Genomic DNA, 17622 nt, shown 5'->3' with positions numbered 1-17622 from the left:
CCTGCTCTCCCCATGAAATATTCCGTTTTGTACGGGCCTCGAAGCATAACCTACGGTTTTTTTACTGTGTGCGGCACACCTGATCTCAACGAGCCGGTTCCAAGTGGGTTGCCAGGCCTAAATGTGGGTAAAGCGCATCCACTTGCAGAAGGTCAGCGCGCATTTCTTCGATGATCCAGTCGCGGATATTTTCCACCACCGGCCGCACCGGACGACTCGCCGGAGTGACCAGGCAACAACGCCGCGACGTGACCCTGAGCTGCTCGACGGCCGGTACCAGTTCGCCTTTGACCAGGCTGTTGGAAACAACCGTCAGCCATCCCAGCGCCATACCCTGACCCAACAAGGCGGCCTGCACCACCACCGCATAATCGGAGAATATCAACGCATTTTCGGAGCGGCCGGACGAGCCGAAATCCTGCGCCCAATCACGGTCCTGGTTGTCCATGCAGATCAGCGTCGGCGGCTGTTTTTTACCTGTGCCGTGCACGACCTGTTTGAGGTATTGCGGGTTGCAGACTGGCAGCATTATTTCAGGTATGACCAGCATATCCGTGGCTTTCAGACTGCCTGAGTCGAGGTAGCGCATGCCCAGATCGACATCCACCAATGGTCCGCCAATCCGGCCGGACATCAACTGAAAGCGCATGTCCACGCTGGGAAAACGCTGATTGAAACGGCTCATGCGGGGCATCAACCAGTGGGTGGTGAACGCCGTTGACACTGACAGCGTAACCGTTTCGATACCCGTGGCACGGGACTCGATTTCGCTGATTGCCGACTCGATCGTACTAAAACCTTCCTGGACCCTGCGGTACAGAATACTGCCGCTTTCGGTCAGTCGCGCACCACCGCGCATGCGCTCAAAAAGCTGCACGCCGAGATGTTCTTCCAGGCGTGACAACATCCGACTGACCGCTGGCTGGCTGACGCACAGCTCATCCGCCGCCCGCGTGAAGCTGCCACACCGTGCGGCCGCCTCGAAGACGAACAGGGAACTTGAACTGGGAAGCTTTCGACGAAGATTAGACATGACCTGAGCTTATGCCTGAAGCAACTATTAGTAAATTGTCGGATGCAGAAATAGATGCTTATTCTTGCGAGCGACTGAATGTGCTTTCTACGCCCATTGCGATCCGAGACCGACATTCACACTCAGCACTTCCTTCGTCACGTTCCCTCCTCCCAACGAGACTGCGCCCGATTATGGAAAATGCACTGAAGTTTTATATCGATGGCCGCTGGGTAACACCCGCGGGCGACACGCAACTGACGGTCGTCAACCCGGCGACAGAGCAGCCCTTCTGCAAGATCGCCATGGGTAATCAGGCTGACGTTGATGCCGCCGTATCAGCGGCGAGGCGCGCATTCCCGTCATTCGCGCGCACCTCGCCTGACGAAAGGAGACTACTGGTCGAGCAGATTCTGGACGTGTTCATGCAGCGCTACGACGAAATTGCCGAAGCGATCATGGCAGAAGTCGGCGCACCCAAAGCGCTGGCTTACGACTGGCAAGCCGGTATTGGCAAGCGTCACCTGCAGCAACTGCTACGCACGCTGGACACGTTTGATTTTCAGAAAACCACCGGCAATACGCTGATCAACCTTGAGCCTGTCGGCGTGGTCGCGTTGATAACCCCCTGGAACTGGCCCATCAATCAGGTCGTCTGCAAGGTCGCCCCGGCATTGGCTGCGGGCTGCACGATGGTTCTCAAACCCAGTGAGATCGCCCCGTTGAACGCGGTGTTGTTTGCCGAGGTCATGCATGACGCCGGGGTGCCTGCCGGTGTATTCAACCTGATCAATGGCGACGGCCCTACGGTGGGCGCAGCGCTGGCTGCCCATCCCGACGTGGACATGGTGTCCTTCACCGGCTCCACCCGGGCCGGCGTCGAGGTCGCTCGCCTGGCCGCACCGACCGTGAAGCGGGTCCATCAGGAGTTAGGCGGCAAATCGGCCAACATCCTGCTGGACGATGTCGACCTGGAAAAAGCGGTGACCTCCGGCGTGAACGGCTGCTTTGGCAACAGCGGGCAATCGTGCAACGCACCGACCCGGATGCTGGTGCCTGCGGCGCTGCATGACCGAGCGGTAGAGTTCGCTCGTCGCGCCGCCCTGGCTCATCAGGTCGGCGCCCCCAGCGACCCGCAATCCACGATGGGACCGGTGATCAGCGAACGGCAGTTCCAGGCTATTCAGCGGATGATTGCCATAGGCATTGCGGGAGGTGCGCAACTGGTCTGCGGCGGCCTGGGCCGGCCTGAAGGTCTGGAACGTGGTTACTACGTGAAACCTACGGTGTTTGCCGGGGTGACACCGGACATGACCATCGCCCGGGAAGAAATATTTGGACCGGTGCTGGTGATTCAGGCCTACGACGATGATGAGCACGCGGTGGCGTTGGCCAATGACAGCGTGTTTGGCCTGGCCGGTTACGTGCAGTCATCAAACCTGCAACGGGCACGAGACATTGCCTTGCAACTGCGAGTGGGTGGTGTCTACATCAACCATCCCGACTGGAACCCCGGCGCACCTTTTGGCGGTTACAAGCAATCCGGGAATGGCCGTGAATATGCCGAGTGGGGGCTGGAGGCTTTTCTGGAGACCAAGGCGATTGTGGGGTATCAGCCGTAACGGTCGAGCCGCGGAACGCAATATTCGTGTAGATGACTTTGTAGGAGCTGCCGAAGGCTGCGATAAGCGTTGTTTCAGAAAACCATTTCGCAGCCTTCGGCAGCTCCTACACAAAAATGCGCCCTACAGGATCATTTTTGCTGACTTTCAGCCTTGATCAGATCCGCAATCCGCTCGGCAATCATGATGGTCGGCACGTTGGTATTCGCGCACGGAATTGAAGGCATCAACGACGCATCACATACTCGCAGGCCAGTGACGCCAATCACCTTTCCATCACTGAGCGTGACGGCCTGCGGATCGTCCGCCCGACCCATACGGCACGTGCCCGATGGGTGCCAGGTGCCGCCGACATTTCTCCGGACAAAGTCGGTCAGCGCCGCATCATCCGCAACCAGCTTTTTCAGCGTCACCCCCTGAGTCACCAACCGGTGAATCAGCCACGCCCGAAACGGCCCGGCGATATCCAGCAGCAGACTCAAGACCCCGCGAAGCAAGCCATTGACCAGCCCAGGCTGCGCCACTTTAGCGACCCTGGGCGAATAACTGGAGGGAAACGTTACGCTGCGCTGTGCACTGAGCTGCGAGGCTGAAAGCGTCGCCGCGCCAAGTTTCAACGCTTGCTTTAGACGCTCCAGGTCCCGCGGATCAGAAAGCATGCAGAAATCCACTTCAGGTTCCTGAGCCGGATCACTGGAGGCCAGCCGAACACGACCTCGGGAATACGACTTGTTGACCCAGAAAAACATCGTGCCCAATCGATAGCCCAAAGAGTGCCAGCCGGAACGCGAGAGAATCGCGCCGTGCATGTCGCAAGGCACGGTGTCCGGCAAACCCGAAGAAAAGCGCACGATGGCCTGCTCGTGGTGTTCGCTGGGGAACGCCGTGCGCCCTGCTTTGCTCAACAATGCCGAGACCGCTATTGATGGATGCTCCATCAGATTACGGCCGACACCTGGACGATCCGCGACGACGAAAATGCCTGACTGGACCAGCTCATCGGCAGGCCCGATGCCGCTGCGCATCAACACCGCAGGGCTGTGAATCGCCCCTGAGCAGACAATCACTTCCTTGGCAAAGAGATCAATCGAGGTGCCGTCCGCCAGGACAACGCGCGCGCCTACCGCCTGATGAGACTTGAACAGCACACGGTCGACCAGACATTCAGTGCGTACTTTCAGATTGCTGCGTTGGCGCACTTCATCGGACAGATAACACACGGACGTGGGGATCCGTTCCCCCTCAGGACTGACACCGATTGCGCCAACAAATACACCCGGCTCCCAAGGCCCGTTCTGGTCGGCTTTTGTAGCCAGTCCGCCTTCGCCCAGCACCTTCATGACCGCCTTGACGAAGGGTGAGAGAAATTCCTGCGCGGTGCGGCGAATCCTCAGGGGCCCTTGCTTGCCATGCAACGGACCGTCGAAGTCGGTATCGTTTTCCAGCTTGCGGAAGTACGGCAGGCAATTGTTCCAGTTCCAGCCTTCAGCACCGAGTCGCTGCCATTCGTCATAGTCGTCGGGCGCGCCACGATTGGTCATCAAGGCGTTGATGGCCGAACCTCCGCCCAGCAACCGAGCCTGTTCATAGCGGCGCTCGGTGGAGCGCTTGCCCATCAGCGCCGTCAGTTGGCGCCAGATATTGCGCGTATCCAGATAGGCCCGCCCCGGATAGCGGCTACGCATCTCGGCAGGCATATTGCCCGCCGAAATATCGCGCCCTGCTTCGATCAGGCACACACGCGTGCCGGGGTCCTCGGACAGCCGCGCAGCCAACACACAGCCAGCCGAACCGCCGCCCAGAATCAGGTAGTCGGTACCTTTCACAGCGCTGGCCTACTGGACAAACTTGAGCCAGCGATCCTTCGCGGCAATACCCGCGGCCGACGACCACCACTCCTCGGACATCAGCGCCTGCTTCGCGGCGTTATCCGGAGAACTAGGCAGCTCTTTGGCACGTTCGGCGGTCAACTTTCCAGTGCCAAACGCGGCCGGGTTGCCAGGACCGTAATCGATGTACAGCGGCAGGTTGGCCTGCAGGTCTGGCGAGAGCGCTTCGTTGACGAACTTGACTGCGGTGGCGTAATTCGGGGCGTTCTTCAGGATGCACAACTGGGTGTTTTGCAGGATGCCTTCGTTGTAGGTGAACGAGATATCAGGATTGTCTTTGCGCACAGCACTGGCACGACCATTCCAGATCATCAACATGTCCACTTCGCCGTCGTTGAGCAACTGTGCGGACTGCCCGCCCGAACTCCACCAGACGGCGATATCGGGTTTGATCTGTTCGAGACGCTTGTAGGCCCGGTCTACGTCCAGTGGGTAGAGCTTGTCTCGTGGCACGCCGTCCGACAGCAACGCGGCTTCCAAAGTGCCCATAGGGTCGTTGCGTAATGAGCGGGTGCCGGGAAATTCCTTCACATTCCAGAAGTCAGCCCAGCTCTGAGGCAGCTTCTTCAATGTTTTGGTGTTATAGCCGAGCACGGAAGAATAGAACTCGTAAGCGACCGAGTAAGGCGTGCGATAGGCTTCGGGCATGGCCTGCACATTAGGCATTTTGCTCAGGTCGAGTTTCTCGATCAGCCCTTCATTGCCACCCCGGATGCAGTTGGAGGGTGGCGTATCGATCACATCCCAGACCGGCTTGCCTGCCGCGCCTTGGGCTTTGACCATGGGCAAGGCGTCAGGAACACTGTCTTGTTTGATGGTGATGTTCAGGCGTTTGGCTGCCGGGTCGAGGATCGCCTTGGTCTGGGCCTCCTGATAAACCCCGCCTTGGGAAACGAAGGTGATTTCTTCTGCCGATACTGACATCGCGCACGATATCGACACGCACAACAGGGATAAGACTGAACCCAATGAAACGGTTTTCATGGCAAATCTTCCTGAACGTAGAATGATTCGGCAGCTGCAAAAACCCTGTTCTGAACACCCTGCAAAAACCAACGCATGCTCAGGTTTTAAGTTTTTATTGTTACCGAGCGGGTCTACAGGACGTTACAAGAGCGGGGGGCGGTCCGGCAATGCATCAATAATCATTGCTGACATGATTTTAGGTTATGGCGTTTTTTGGAAGGCACTGCTCCGCTACCCATGGCTCCACGCTGTCTCGCGGCGAACACTGGACCTGTGGGAGCTGCCGAAGGCTGCGATGGCAGTGTGTCAGGATGAAGGCTTCGCAGCCTTCGGCAGCTCCTACAGAACATGCATCCGATTCAACGGTTTGCATTTTGTTATTGAGCGCTACCGCTTACTCACAATGCCGCAGGCACCGCAAACGGCAGGCGCTTGGTCAGTTCTTGCGCGAGGTACCGGGTGAATAGCGAGATACGCTGCGGGATGTGGCGTCGATGCTGGTACACCGCAAAGATATCGCCGCGTGGCGGTTGATATTCTTGCAGTACCGCCACCAGCCGCCCGCTTTCCAGATGTGCCTGCACATCCCAGCGCGACCGCAGGATCAGCCCGTGACCTTCCAGCGCCAGACGGAGTGCCACCTCGCCGTCGTTGCTCGACAGCGTGCCGCTGACTTTATGGGCAAAATCCTGATCGTCCTTCTGAAAGCGCCAGATCGCGTAATCACTGCCAAACTGACGCAGCAAGATGCAGTTGTGCTCGGCCAGGTCGGCCACGCGCTTCAATGCCGGCCGCCCCTCCAGATATTGGGGTGAAGCACACAATATTCGCGGGTTTTCCAACAGGCGAACCCCAATCAGCCGCGAGTCTGGTGGCTCGCCCATGAACACACCGATGTCGAACTGATCATCCAGCAAGCTCACGGGCTGGCTGGTCAGCTCCAGAGAAATCTCCAGCTCGGGATGCAGACGGGCAAAGCTCGACACCACGGGCGCCAGATGTCGACGGCCAAAACCCAGCGTGCCGTTGATGCGCAAGCGCCCCTGCAAGGTGGGCTGCCGACTGTTCAGAGCACTTTCCAGCTCGTCAAGCTGACGCAAGATGGGTCGCCCGCCTTCCAGGTAAAGCACGCCCTCCGGAGTGAGCGACAATTTGCGCGTGGTGCGTTGCAGCAATTGCACGCCAAGCCGCGCTTCGAGTTGGCTCAGACGCTTGCTTACCGCAGGCAGTGATAGCCCAAGTTGCCTCGCGACTTCAGTCAGGCTGCTGCGTGTGGCGACCTGCTGAAAGAAACTCAGGTCATCGATCATGCTCATCGATTGTTTCCTTGAATCTAAGAATGGCTTTCGCGGATGACTAATTATTAATCCGGGGACACTGCATACACTGAGCCTCGTCAGCCATCAACCCTGGAGTAAAAATCCATGAGCAAGCCCCATTACAAAATTGCCGTCATCCCTGGCGATGGCATAGGCAAGGAAGTCATGCCCGAAGGCGTACGCGTGCTGGACGTGGTGGCCGCGCAGCACAACCTGGAGTTGCAATGGGACTGGTTCGACTTTGCCAGTGCCGATTACTACCTGGCCCACGGCAAAATGATGCCCGACAACTGGTTCGAAATTCTCAAAGGCTATGACGCGATTTACTTCGGTGCAGTGGGCTGGCCGGACGTTGTGCCTGATCACATTTCCCTGTGGGATTCCCTGCTGCAGTTCCGCCGCGAGTTCGACCAGTACGTGAACCTGCGCCCCTGCCGCCTGATGCCAGGCGTCAAGGCACCGCTGGCCAATCGCAAGCCCGGGGACATCGATTTCTGGGTAGTACGGGAAAACACCGAAGGCGAATACTCAAGCGTTGGCGGCAAGATGTTCCCTGGCACCGATCGCGAAATCGTTCTTCAGGAAACCGTGATGACCCGCGTTGGCGTCGACCGCATTCTCAAATTTGCGTATGACCTGGCTCAGAGTCGCCCGAAGAAACACCTGACGTCTGCGACCAAGTCCAACGGCATTGCGATCACCATGCCGTACTGGGACGAGCGCGTCGTGGAAATGGGCAAGAAATACCCGGACGTGAACGTCGACAAGTACCACATAGATATTCTCACCGCGAACTTCGTGCTGCATCCAGACTGGTTCGATGTAGTGGTGGCCAGCAACCTGTTCGGCGACATCCTCTCCGACCTGGGTCCGGCTTGCACAGGCACCATTGGTATTGCGCCCTCGGCCAACATCAACCCGGAGCGCCACTTCCCGAGCCTGTTTGAGCCGGTGCATGGATCAGCACCGGATATCGCAGGTAAAGGCATTGCCAACCCGATCGGGCAGATCTGGTGCGGTGCGATGATGCTTGAACATCTTGGCCATCCAGAGGCAGGCGCAGCGGTGCTCACCGCGATTGAAACCGTGTTGGCCATGGGACCGGAAAACGCCCCGCTGACTGCTGATATTGGCGGCAAGGGCAATACCGAAGCACTGGGCAAAGCCATCGCGGTTGCCTGCGCACGATAAGGAGCAGTCCGCATCGCCTCTCAACTGGACTGAAATGCATTATCTGTAGGAGCCCACGAGCACCGCGAGGCCGCGATTGCGGCGTGCCAGGTAAACCGTCATCGCTGGCCTCGTAAACTCGGTGAGCTCCTACAGGTCTGTGTCTGTTCTGCATCAGTGTTGTTATTGGGACACACGGCGATCTTTTATCAAAATTAACGCACACGCTATTGAGGTATGGTTTTCGCAGAACCGGCTACACACCAATTAAAGCGAACCCCGCGTGCCGACACCGGTCTGCTCCTGTATCACTTTCAGGAAGATCCCTTTTATGTCCACGCAACGCAGCCTCACTCTCCTCGCCCGAAGCGGCTATGCCGCTCGGGGTGTGGTGTATCTGATCATTGGTATTTTTGCCCTGCTCGCTGCGCAAGGTTCGTCTCAGCCCAAAGACAGCCACAGCAGCCTTGAAGCGCTATTGAGTCAGCCTTTCGGCAACGTAATGGTCGCGATTGTGGTGGTCGGCCTGCTTGCATTTGCAGCCTGGCGCGTCCTGCAGGCTACTCGCGATGTGGACCATCACGGCACAGAATTAAAAGGCCTGGTGATTCGCACCGGCCTGCTGGTAGGCGGCGTGACCTATGGTGCACTGGCGTTTTTTGCCTTGGGCCTGCTAATCAGTGCGCTCAAAAGCTCCGGTGATTCAGGCGGCAAAACCCAGGACCTGCTGGCGTCCATCCTGTCGTGGGATCATTCGAATATCCTCGTTTACCTGGTAGCACTGGTGCCGTTAGGCGTGGGTATCACCCACATCATCAAAGGCTGGAAAGCCTCTTTCGAGAAGTACTTCGAAGCCGATGAAGAGGTGATGCGCTATGTGCGTCCGGTATCGCAATTCGGCCTGATTGCCCGAGGCGTGGCATTCATCGAAATCGCTGCGTTGCTGGCCATCAGCGGTTCGAGCTATGACGCCATGCACCCGCCCGGTCTTAAAGACGCGCTCAATGGCCTGCAGGATCTGCCCGCTGGAGGCATTGTGCTGATGATCGTGGCGCTAGGTCTGATCGCATTTTCGGTGTACAGCTTTGCCGAAGCCGCATGGCGCAAGATCAACATGGACGTGCCAGATGCCCCGCATGCGGTCACGAAGCATTTCAGCTGAGGAAAAATCCCCGGCGGTTTTGCCCTTTAAATAAAACCGATTGCTGGCCCCTCGCCTCCAGCCGAGCTTGGCAAACTTGCTTTCTTTTCAGAAGCTTAGGGGCTGGCATTTATGCGGATTCTTCTATTGACCGTAGCGACGCTCGCGCTTGCCAGCGTTTCACCGGCGTCGCAAGCCAAAGAAGTCACACAGAGCGGCCGGTCGATTTGTACATGGGGTTCGGGTATTGCCGCAGGCGCTCAGGAGTCGAAACTCGACGGGATTACTTTGTACGGTGCACGCAAGAAACTCCAGGGCCGCAAGTTCAATCAGCCCTGGATGCGCATGACCGCCATGGGTATCACCGAGCAGACCTATAAAAGCACCTCGCGACTCAAACCCGCTGCGATCAAACAGACTTATTACGAGCAATGCATCAAGCACGAGCTGGCGCGACGCTGAGCCCTATATGGATGTTCAAGGCGCAGCCCCTGAAATCACGCTGTCTCGCGACAAACGATGAAAATCTGTAGTAGCTGCCGAAGGCTGCGATGGCGGCGTGTCAGGATGAATGCTTCGCAGCCTTCGGCAGCTCCTACAGGAAGTGCATTTCAATCCGAGGGTTGCATTGATTCATTGGCAAAACATTGACCCCGCGCAATCAGAAAATCCCACTTTTCAATTAAGTCAGCTCTTCAGTCATCTACCACTAACCGGCTAATTACTTGCGCCCTTTCAATGCTCTGCTATAGCTAACACTTCCCCGCTTTCTCGATAGAGGCAATGGAATGTCAGCTGCCAAGAAAATGAGCGTTAGCCAACTAACAATGTTGACTGCCGTCAACATGTTAGGCTCGGGCATTGTTTTACTCCCTTCAAAACTTGCAGAAGTTGGCGCCATCTCGATTCTCTCCTGGCTCGTCACAGCCACGGGTTCTCTGGCCCTGGCTTACGCTTTTGCCCGCTGCGGCATGCTCAGCCGAAAGACCGGAGGCATGGGCGGTTATGCCGAATATACCTTCGGTAAGGCGGGTAACTATCTAACCAACTACACCTATGGCCTTTCGCTACTCATTGCCAACGTAGCCATCAGTATTACGGCTGTTGGCTACATCCAGGTGTTGTTTAATGTACAACTTGATTCCATGCAAGTCGGTCTGGCAACTATCGCGCTGTTGTGGGTGACGACTTTCGCCAACTTCGGTGGCGCGAGTATTACCGGCAAAATAGGCGCCGTTACCGTGTGGGGCGTCATCGCCCCTGTTGTGTTGGTCTCGACCATTGGCTGGTTCTGGTTCGACAGCAGCGTCTACGCCGCAGGCTGGAACCCCCATGACAAAAGCTGGTTCGAGGCCGCAGGGGCATCGGTGGCAATTACGCTCTGGGCGTTCTTGGGTCTGGAGTCGGCCTGCGCCAACACTGACGCTGTGGAGAACCCGGAGAAGAACGTGCCCATTGCGGTACTGGGCGGCACGCTGGGAGCGGCGGTTATCTACATCGTCTCGACCAACGTGATCGCTGGTATCGTCGACAACCCGGAACTGGCTGCGTCCACCGCGCCGTTCGGTCTGGTGTTTGCCAAAATGTTCAACCCCATGATCGGCAGCATCGTCATGGGCCTGATGGTGCTTGCGTGTATCGGCTCGTTGCTGGGTTGGCAATTCACCATCGCACAAGTGTTCAAGAGTTCGGCGGACACCGGCTATTTCGTGCCGATTTTCTCCAAAGCCAACAAGGCTGGTACGCCCATTGTGGGCATGCTGATACTGCTGGCGGCCCAGACAGCCCTGGGTTTTCTGACGATAAGTCCGGACCTCAGCAAACAGTTCGACACGCTCGTTAATCTCGCGGTGGTCACCAATCTGGTGCCGTACATTCTGTCGATGGCCGCACTGCTGACCATGCAGAAGGTGTCCAACGTACCGCCCAACACCGCGCTGATCACCAACATCGTGGCAACGGTAGCCGCCGCTTACAGCTATCTGGCGCTGTACAGTTCGGGCGCCCAGGCACTGATGCTCGGTGGCGTCGCCACCATCTTCGGCTACACCCTGTTTGGCTTCGTCAACAACCGGCTGATCCGCCTTGAGGCGGTCAACAATAGCGTGCCGGTACAGACTGTCAGCGCGCAGCACCTCAGCGCAGACCCCATCCCCGTCAACAGCCTGAATTCCACGCCCCTGGAGGCAAGACCATGACTGAATACCGCCATTTGCTCGGCATGCTCGCGTTATTGGTGAGCAGCGCACCCGACAAACGCACGGTGTTCGGCCGTGCCCTGAATCAACTGCTCAGTGATGTCGAAGAACGCTCCATCAGTGTTCTGGTTTCCGAAAGCCTGGCCGATGCCAACTCGATCCTGCGCTCGGACCCGGCCGTCCAGTGCGTACTGCTCAGTTGGGAAATGGACAAAAGCGACAACCATGAGGAATGCATCAAGCTGCTGACCAATTTGCGTGAACGCAACACGCGGGTCCCGGTGTTTCTGATCAGCGATCGCAGCACTGCCTCGAACATTCCGCTGGTGGTGATGCAGCACGCTGACGACTTCATCTGGCTGCCCGAGGACACCAGCCGGTTTCTCAGCGGACGGATACTGGCCGCCATCGAGCGCTATCGTCAGGCGGTGTTGCCACCGATGTTCGGCGCACTGCTGAAGTTTGCCCGCAGCTATGAGTATTCATGGCACACACCCGGCCATGCAGGTGGTACGGCGTTTTTGAAAAGCACCGCAGGGAGGGCTTTCTACGAGTTCTTCGGTGAAAACCTGCTGCGCTCGGACCTGTCGATTTCAGTGGGTGAACTGGGTTCACTGCTCGACCACAGCGGCCCTATCGGCCAAGGCGAGCGTTACGCAGCGAAAGTCTTCGGCGCTCATCGCACGTACTACGTCACCAACGGCTCTTCGACCTCAAACCGGGTCATTCTGATGGCCAGCGTCACTCGTGATCAGATTGCGCTGTGCGACCGCAACTGCCACAAGTCTGCCGAGCATGCGATGACGTTGTCCGGCGCTATTCCGACCTATCTGGTGCCGACCCGAAACCGCTTCGGCATCATCGGCCCGATTCTGCCGCAAACCTTGAGCCGCGAAGGTGTTCAAGCGGCGATCGCCAACAACCCGCTGGTCAAGGAAGGCATCGACCCGACTCCGATCCACGCCATTGTCACCAACTCAACTTACGACGGCCTGACTTATAACGTCACGCGTGTCGAAGAGTTGCTGGGACAAAGCGTTGATCGCCTGCATTTCGACGAAGCCTGGTATGGCTACGCACGCTTCAACCCTCTGTATCGCGACCGCTTCGCCATGCACGGCAGCCCGGACGATCACGATGAGTCGCGACCGACGGTATTCGCCACTCAGTCCACCCACAAGCTGTTGGCGGCCCTGTCACAGGCCTCAATGATCCATGTCCGGAACGGACGCAATCCGATCCCGCATGGACGCTTCAATGAGTCGTTCATGATGCACGCCTCGACGTCGCCCAATTACGCGATCATGGCCTCCTGCGATGTCAGTTCGGCGATGATGGAAGCGCCTAGCGGTGAGATTCTGACCACTGAATCCATTGAAGAAGCCATCGCGTTCCGCCAGGTGATCTCGCGTATGAAAAGCGAGATGCTCAAAGGTGACGACTGGTTTTTCTCCTGCTGGCAGCCGCCAACCGTTCAAGTGGATGGGGCCGCAGTGGCATTTCACGAAGTCGACCCGGTCACGCTCAAGACCGACCCCAATTGCTGGGTTCTGCACCCTGACGAAGTCTGGCACGGGTTCGGCAACATCGAAGATGGCTATTGCATGCTCGACCCGATCAAGGTCTCGGTGCTCAGCCCCGGTATGGGCGACGACGGGCAGTTGCTGGATTTCGGCATCCCGGCCTGTGTGCTGAGCGCCTATCTGGGTCGTCAGGGCATCGTGGTCGAGAAAACCACCGACTTCACCATTCTGTTCCTGTTCTCCATCGGCATCACTAAAGGCAAATGGGGGACGCTGGTCAACGCTCTGCTGGACTTCAAACGCGACTACGACAGCAATCTGGAGCTGGAACTGTGTCTGCCCGATTTGCTGGCGGCCAATCAGCAGCGTTACACCGGCATGGGGCTCAGGGACCTGGCCGAAGATATCTTCGCGGCCATGAAAAAACATCGCACCACGGCGACCATGGCTCAAGCTTTCGGCATGTTGCCGCAAGCAGAGTTCAGCCCCGTGGAGGCATACGAGAAACTGGTCAAGAATCAGGTTGAGCTGGTGACGCTGGAACAAGCAGCGGGACGAATTGTTGCCACCGGTATCGTGCCCTACCCACCCGGCATTCCACTGTTGATGCCCGGCGAAAATGCGGGGCCTGCAGATGGACCGCTATTGGCCTACCTGAAGGCACTGGAGAGTTTCGACACGTCCTTCCCGGGCTTCACCCATGACACCCATGGCATTGAAAGTGACGCCGGGGTTTACCGGTTGTTGGTGTTGAAGTGATGGGGGGTGACATGTAGTTATGTAAGAGTTAGCGCTGTGTCTCTGACACCACGCTGTCGCAAAGCAACATAGGACCTGTAGGAGCTGCCGAAGGCTGCGATCGCGGCGTACCAGAACCAATGCTTCGCAGCCTTCGGCAGCTCCTACAGATCAATATCGTCACGAGAAACTGCGGTAGTTTTTACCCCATCAAACGAACGTCGCACCCCGCGTGTTCACGAACAGCGAATAAACCGAGTGGCTGCCCGCCATGAACAGCCGGTTGCCTTCACGCCCACCGAAGCACAGGTTCGGGCAACGCTCCGGCAAGGAAATGTGACCGATGGCTTTGCCATCCGGATTGAACACTCGAACGCCGTCGAGCTTTTCCGGATCAGCCTTGGGATCACTGTTGCTGCCCCAGCCACACCACAAGTTGCCACTTTCATCACACTTGATGCCGTCGATGCCGGCGAACTCCAACCCTTCAATGTGCTTGCGACGAAGGCCCAGCGTGCCGTCTTCATTGACGGCAATCGCCCAGATAATCCGATTGGGTTTGGCTCGACCTTCAACCACGTAAAGGGTTTTTTCGTCTGGTGAAAAACATAGACCGTTAGGCCCAGCCAGATCGTCAATCACCCGGCTGACTTTGCCGCTCGTCCCATCGATGCGATACACCGCATGCGGCAACTCCGGAGTGACTTTGTGCCCTTCGTAGTTGTTGCCGGTCTGGAACGGTGGATCGGTGAACCATATCGAACCGTCACGCTTGCAGACGATGTCGTTAGGCGAATTGAAAGGTTTGCCCTCGTAGTTATCTGCCAGCACGGTAATGCTGCCGTTGTACTCGGTACGCGTCACGCGGCGACCTTCCTTGCTCGTCGTCGAGCCCTCACAGACCAGTAAGCGGCCCTGACGGTCGCGGCACATGCCGTTGGAAAAGTTGGAGTTGTCGCGGTACACCGACAAGCCACCAGTGACTTCGTCCCAGCGCATGATGCGGTTGTTGGGAATGTCGCTGAACAGCAAGTAGCGACCGTCACCGATCCAGACCGGCCCTTCAACCCAGCGCAAACCGGTAGCCAGGCGTTCAACGCTGGCGTTGAAGATGCGCAGCTCCATGAAGCTGTCATCGAGGATGTTGATCAGCGGATCCGGATAACGCTGGCTCAACGGCTCGGCGCTGGCAAGTCGAGGCAGCGCAGCGCTACCCAGTGCAGCAACCCCGGCGGATACGGCCAGCGAGGTTTTCAGGAATGCTCTGCGGCCGTGGTCGGCGGTGGTGTCCCGTTGCGATGAATCCATCGTGCATCTCCGTGGTTTTATTGTTGGACGGGATGCTCGTTGTACATCGGCTTAAGTCATCGTACAAGTGTTAAGCACAAGGGTTTGCCAGATATTAGCCTGCTGGCAAACCCTCGCAATCGATACTGGTACCGGATAAATCAATAGGGGCTGGCGGTCGGACGAACGATCAGTTCGCTGACGTCGACATCTGCTGGCTGTTCAACGGCGTAGGCAATTGCCCGAGCAATGGCCAATGCCGGAATCGCGATTTTGCGAAACTCGCGCATCTCGGCGCGCCCGCTTTCATCAGAAATACTGTCCGCCAGTTCAGACTCGGTGACGCCTGGGGAAATCACGGTGACGCGAATGTCGGCACCGGTCTCCTGACGCAGGCCTTCGGAAATCGCCCGTACGGCGTACTTGGTCGCGCAGTAGACCGCCGCAGTCGGACTCACCGCATAAGCACCAATCGAAGCAATGTTGATGAACTGTCCGGATTGCTGTTTCTGCATCAACGGCAAACCGGCCGCGATACCGTGCAGCACGCCGCGAATATTGACGTCGATCATCTGGTCCCATTCGGCCACCTTCAACGCATCCAGCCTGGACAGCGGCATGACGCCCGCATTATTGATGATCACATCGACACGCCCGAACTGGTTGACGGCGTAATCGACGAAGGCTTGCACATTGGCGCGGTCCGTCACGTCCACTGCCTGATACTGCGCGCTCCCACCGGCGGCAATCAGCTCCTTGCAGAGCTCCGCCAACCGTTCAGTACGCCGCGCGCCGAGCACAACGTGTGCGCCCTTCTCTGCCAACAGCCTGGCCGTCGCTTCACCGATACCGCTACTGGCGCCGGTGATTACAACCACTTTGTTTTTGATGTTCGACATGATTGTTGTCCTTATCTGAGTGATGAGCCGGGTAGCTCGATACGCATTCAGAGTAAGGCGATAACGCGGGAGCAATTAGACCGATCCTTCGGAGTGATTGCCTGATTCTGCGGTGGGGTTTGCGGAGAAGAATAACTGTAGGACCGGCTAAAGCCGGTCCTACCGGCCTTCTCTTTGTCGCACTACGCATGGTGTCAGGGTCGAATGACGCTGACACCATGCTCCTCAGTTTTTCTCAGGTGTCTTCAGTGACTCTGGAACCTGAGTAGTTGGCACGAAGGTTTTATCTTCTTCGGCCTTGGCTTCTTTGGACTCGGCCTGCGCCTCTGCAGCCTTGGCATTCTCTTTGGCCGCTTCAGCTGCTTTGTCATTCGCGTTTTCGGCGTGTTGCTGAGCTTCCTGCGCCTTGTTCTCGGATTTCGGATCACAAGCGGCCAGGCCAATCGTAGACGCCAGCATCAGACTGTAGGCAAGAGTTTTAAGCATGGGGTGAATGTCCCTGATTGAGAATGTACTGCTTCGAACCGCGAGCTAGAGCGTTGGTTCCATACAAGCACAATGTCCCTTCATTCATCATGCGTTGGCATTACCGGTCCGGACGAAAGAGTACCGGTCAATGTCTGTCCTTAATTGCCAGCCTTGCTTGCGCCAATAATCAGCAGCCGCGTGGTTGGTTTTAAAGACATCGATGTGGCACTTGAAAATGCCTTCACGTTCGAGACTGGAAAGGCAGCGCTCCACCAACTCATTGGCAATGCCCTGCCGCCGATACTTATCCAGTACCAGCAAATGCTGCAAATAACCTCGTCGACCATCGTGACCACACATCACACAACCAACAAGTCCGGAATCTGCCTCAGCTACGAAGCTCATTCCGGGATTGCGTTGCAGATACCTGGCAGTCGACTCGCGAGAATCTGCGTCCCGGACAGAAACGCCGGGCGTGCTGCTCATCAGGGCAATGACTGCGTCGTAGTCGTCCATCGTCATGATGCGAATAGTGAACATTGATAGCGCTCATCAGCCATGGATGTCGACCGACGAAGCTAGCAGAAATCCGGATCGAAAAAAGTTGCACTTGTGTTGCAGGAAGGGAATCGCCATGATGCCGGCGCCAAAAAAGGCACAATGACATCACCGCAAAGCCACCCGAAGTGGCAGTACGCACACGAGTAATGGACAGAAACAATGACTGGAGCCGTCATGAAACACCTGAAAATCGCCGCCCTTCTAATGCTTTCAACCGTACTTTTCGGCTGTGTCAGCAGCCGCTCTGTCGTACATGTACAGACGCCACAAAGTGCAAATGGCACAGGCCAGAAGGTGATAATTACCGCGCTCGACGAGCGTCGTTTTGAAACTGCACCGAAGCAGGCAGACACGCCTTCCCTGAAACACGCTGAAGAAATTTCCGACAAAAAAATCACCGAGCGCGCCATCGGCAGGAAGCGCAACAGCTACGGCATGGCCATGGGTGACGTATTGCTTCCCGAAGGCAAAAGCGTTTCCCAACTCATCGCCAAAAGCGTCGCTGAAGGTTATCGAAAGGCCGGTTATCAGGTGGTCGAGGCTGCAGAAAAGAACGGTGAGACCCAGGCTGTGACCGTGCATATCACAGAGTTCTGGTCGTGGTTTTCGCCCGGTGCGTTTTCAATTGCCGTCAACAACAAAGCGCGCCTGAATATCACCTCCACAGGTCAACCCTCCCCAATCAGTCTCATCACTGACAAGCGCGAATCCATGCAACTGGTCGTGGAAAGCGACTGGAAGGTCATCACCGAGGAAGGTCTGCAGGCGATCACTGAGGCGACGGTCAAAGAGCTGTGTGCCAAAGGCTCCTGCAAGAAGTAAAACGTCA

At 57.2% G+C, this 17622-nt stretch carries 14 protein-coding genes and 1 pseudogene; 7 read left to right on the top strand and 8 right to left on the bottom strand.

What is annotated here, in order from left to right:
- Positions 1-85 precede the first annotated feature (85 nt).
- Positions 86-1033: a LysR family transcriptional regulator gene (locus AUC60_RS17875; RefSeq protein ID WP_087270386.1), complete on the bottom strand. Its 948-nt coding sequence runs from the start codon at positions 1031-1033 to the stop codon at positions 86-88.
- A 173-nt stretch (positions 1034-1206) separates the two neighbouring features.
- Here AUC60_RS17875 and AUC60_RS17870 point away from each other — a divergent pair, with 173 nt between their 5' ends.
- On the top strand, positions 1207-2634 hold the full coding sequence (locus tag AUC60_RS17870) for an aldehyde dehydrogenase family protein (protein ID WP_087270383.1): 1428 nt from the start codon (positions 1207-1209) through the stop codon (positions 2632-2634).
- A gap of 131 nt (positions 2635-2765) precedes the next feature.
- Here AUC60_RS17870 and AUC60_RS17865 read toward each other — a convergent pair whose 3' ends face one another.
- The 3 genes from AUC60_RS17865 to AUC60_RS17855 form a co-directional block, all read right to left on the bottom strand.
- Positions 2766-4460: a GMC family oxidoreductase gene (locus AUC60_RS17865; protein WP_087270380.1), complete on the bottom strand. Its 1695-nt coding sequence runs from the start codon at positions 4458-4460 to the stop codon at positions 2766-2768.
- A gap of 9 nt (positions 4461-4469) precedes the next feature.
- The gene (locus tag AUC60_RS17860) at positions 4470-5507 is read right to left on the bottom strand and encodes an ABC transporter substrate-binding protein (protein ID WP_087270378.1); all 1038 of its coding nucleotides are present in this window, start codon (positions 5505-5507) and stop codon (positions 4470-4472) included.
- A 380-nt stretch (positions 5508-5887) separates the two neighbouring features.
- Complete coding sequence (locus tag AUC60_RS17855; protein WP_087270375.1) at positions 5888-6805, bottom strand: LysR substrate-binding domain-containing protein; 918 nt, start codon at positions 6803-6805, stop codon at positions 5888-5890.
- Positions 6806-6913: 108 nt separating this feature from the next.
- On the opposite strand from AUC60_RS17855, the gene AUC60_RS17850 reads away from it, so the two are divergent.
- The 5 genes from AUC60_RS17850 to AUC60_RS17830 all read left to right on the top strand — a co-directional run bounded on the left by AUC60_RS17850 (position 6914) and on the right by AUC60_RS17830 (position 13599).
- A complete protein-coding gene (locus AUC60_RS17850) occupies positions 6914-7999 on the top strand; it encodes a tartrate dehydrogenase (protein ID WP_087270372.1) in 1086 nt (361 codons plus the stop codon).
- 310 nt (positions 8000-8309) lie between these two features.
- Complete coding sequence (locus tag AUC60_RS17845) at positions 8310-9140, top strand: DUF1206 domain-containing protein (protein WP_087270369.1); 831 nt, start codon at positions 8310-8312, stop codon at positions 9138-9140.
- Positions 9141-9251: 111 nt separating this feature from the next.
- Positions 9252-9581 (top strand): hypothetical protein, encoded by a 330-nt coding sequence (locus AUC60_RS17840; protein WP_087270367.1) that lies wholly within the window; start codon positions 9252-9254, stop codon positions 9579-9581.
- Between the two features lie 326 nt (positions 9582-9907).
- The gene (gene potE, locus AUC60_RS17835) at positions 9908-11317 is read left to right on the top strand and encodes a putrescine-ornithine antiporter (protein WP_087270364.1); all 1410 of its coding nucleotides are present in this window, start codon (positions 9908-9910) and stop codon (positions 11315-11317) included.
- Positions 11314-13599 (top strand): Orn/Lys/Arg family decarboxylase, encoded by a 2286-nt coding sequence (locus AUC60_RS17830; protein ID WP_087270361.1) that lies wholly within the window; start codon positions 11314-11316, stop codon positions 13597-13599. Before potE ends, AUC60_RS17830 begins: the two co-directional genes overlap by 4 nt.
- Before the next feature lie 189 nt (positions 13600-13788).
- Here AUC60_RS17830 and AUC60_RS17825 read toward each other — a convergent pair whose 3' ends face one another.
- From AUC60_RS17825 to AUC60_RS17810, 4 genes and pseudogenes are all read right to left on the bottom strand, one after another.
- Positions 13789-14886 (bottom strand): SMP-30/gluconolactonase/LRE family protein, encoded by a 1098-nt coding sequence (locus AUC60_RS17825; RefSeq protein ID WP_087270356.1) that lies wholly within the window; start codon positions 14884-14886, stop codon positions 13789-13791.
- Positions 14887-15026: 140 nt separating this feature from the next.
- Positions 15027-15764, bottom strand: coding sequence for an SDR family oxidoreductase (locus AUC60_RS17820; protein WP_087270353.1), 738 nt, complete (start codon positions 15762-15764; stop codon positions 15027-15029).
- A 225-nt stretch (positions 15765-15989) separates the two neighbouring features.
- Positions 15990-16250: a hypothetical protein gene (locus tag AUC60_RS17815; protein WP_087270350.1), complete on the bottom strand. Its 261-nt coding sequence runs from the start codon at positions 16248-16250 to the stop codon at positions 15990-15992.
- Positions 16251-16406: 156 nt separating this feature from the next.
- A pseudogene (locus AUC60_RS17810) lies at positions 16407-16718 on the bottom strand (GNAT family N-acetyltransferase); the annotation flags it as partial.
- A gap of 249 nt (positions 16719-16967) precedes the next feature.
- On the opposite strand from AUC60_RS17810, the gene AUC60_RS17805 reads away from it, so the two are divergent.
- Complete coding sequence (locus tag AUC60_RS17805) at positions 16968-17615, top strand: YajG family lipoprotein (RefSeq protein WP_087270344.1); 648 nt, start codon at positions 16968-16970, stop codon at positions 17613-17615.
- Positions 17616-17622: the final 7 nt, after the last annotated feature.

The organism is Pseudomonas caspiana, from assembly GCF_002158995.1.
Classification (GTDB): Bacteria; Pseudomonadota; Gammaproteobacteria; order Pseudomonadales; family Pseudomonadaceae; genus Aquipseudomonas; species Aquipseudomonas caspiana.
The sequence above is the reverse complement of the archived record's forward strand: the minus strand, read 5'-3'. Positions and strand labels throughout refer to the sequence as shown.

Coding starts and splice junctions, on each gene's coding strand:
- AUC60_RS17875 (WP_087270386.1), bottom strand. CDS start 1,033: ATGTCTAATCTTCGTCGAAAGCTTCCCAGTTCAAGTTCCCTGTTCGTC.
- AUC60_RS17870 (WP_087270383.1), top strand. CDS start 1,207: ATGGAAAATGCACTGAAGTTTTATATCGATGGCCGCTGGGTAACACCC.
- AUC60_RS17860 (WP_087270378.1), bottom strand. CDS start 5,507: ATGAAAACCGTTTCATTGGGTTCAGTCTTATCCCTGTTGTGCGTGTCG.
- AUC60_RS17855 (WP_087270375.1), bottom strand. CDS start 6,805: ATGAGCATGATCGATGACCTGAGTTTCTTTCAGCAGGTCGCCACACGC.
- AUC60_RS17850 (WP_087270372.1), top strand. CDS start 6,914: ATGAGCAAGCCCCATTACAAAATTGCCGTCATCCCTGGCGATGGCATA.
- AUC60_RS17845 (WP_087270369.1), top strand. CDS start 8,310: ATGTCCACGCAACGCAGCCTCACTCTCCTCGCCCGAAGCGGCTATGCC.
- AUC60_RS17840 (WP_087270367.1), top strand. CDS start 9,252: ATGCGGATTCTTCTATTGACCGTAGCGACGCTCGCGCTTGCCAGCGTT.
- potE (WP_087270364.1), top strand. CDS start 9,908: ATGTCAGCTGCCAAGAAAATGAGCGTTAGCCAACTAACAATGTTGACT.
- AUC60_RS17830 (WP_087270361.1), top strand. CDS start 11,314: ATGACTGAATACCGCCATTTGCTCGGCATGCTCGCGTTATTGGTGAGC.
- AUC60_RS17825 (WP_087270356.1), bottom strand. CDS start 14,886: ATGGATTCATCGCAACGGGACACCACCGCCGACCACGGCCGCAGAGCA.
- AUC60_RS17820 (WP_087270353.1), bottom strand. CDS start 15,764: ATGTCGAACATCAAAAACAAAGTGGTTGTAATCACCGGCGCCAGTAGC.
- AUC60_RS17815 (WP_087270350.1), bottom strand. CDS start 16,250: ATGCTTAAAACTCTTGCCTACAGTCTGATGCTGGCGTCTACGATTGGC.
- AUC60_RS17805 (WP_087270344.1), top strand. CDS start 16,968: ATGAAACACCTGAAAATCGCCGCCCTTCTAATGCTTTCAACCGTACTT.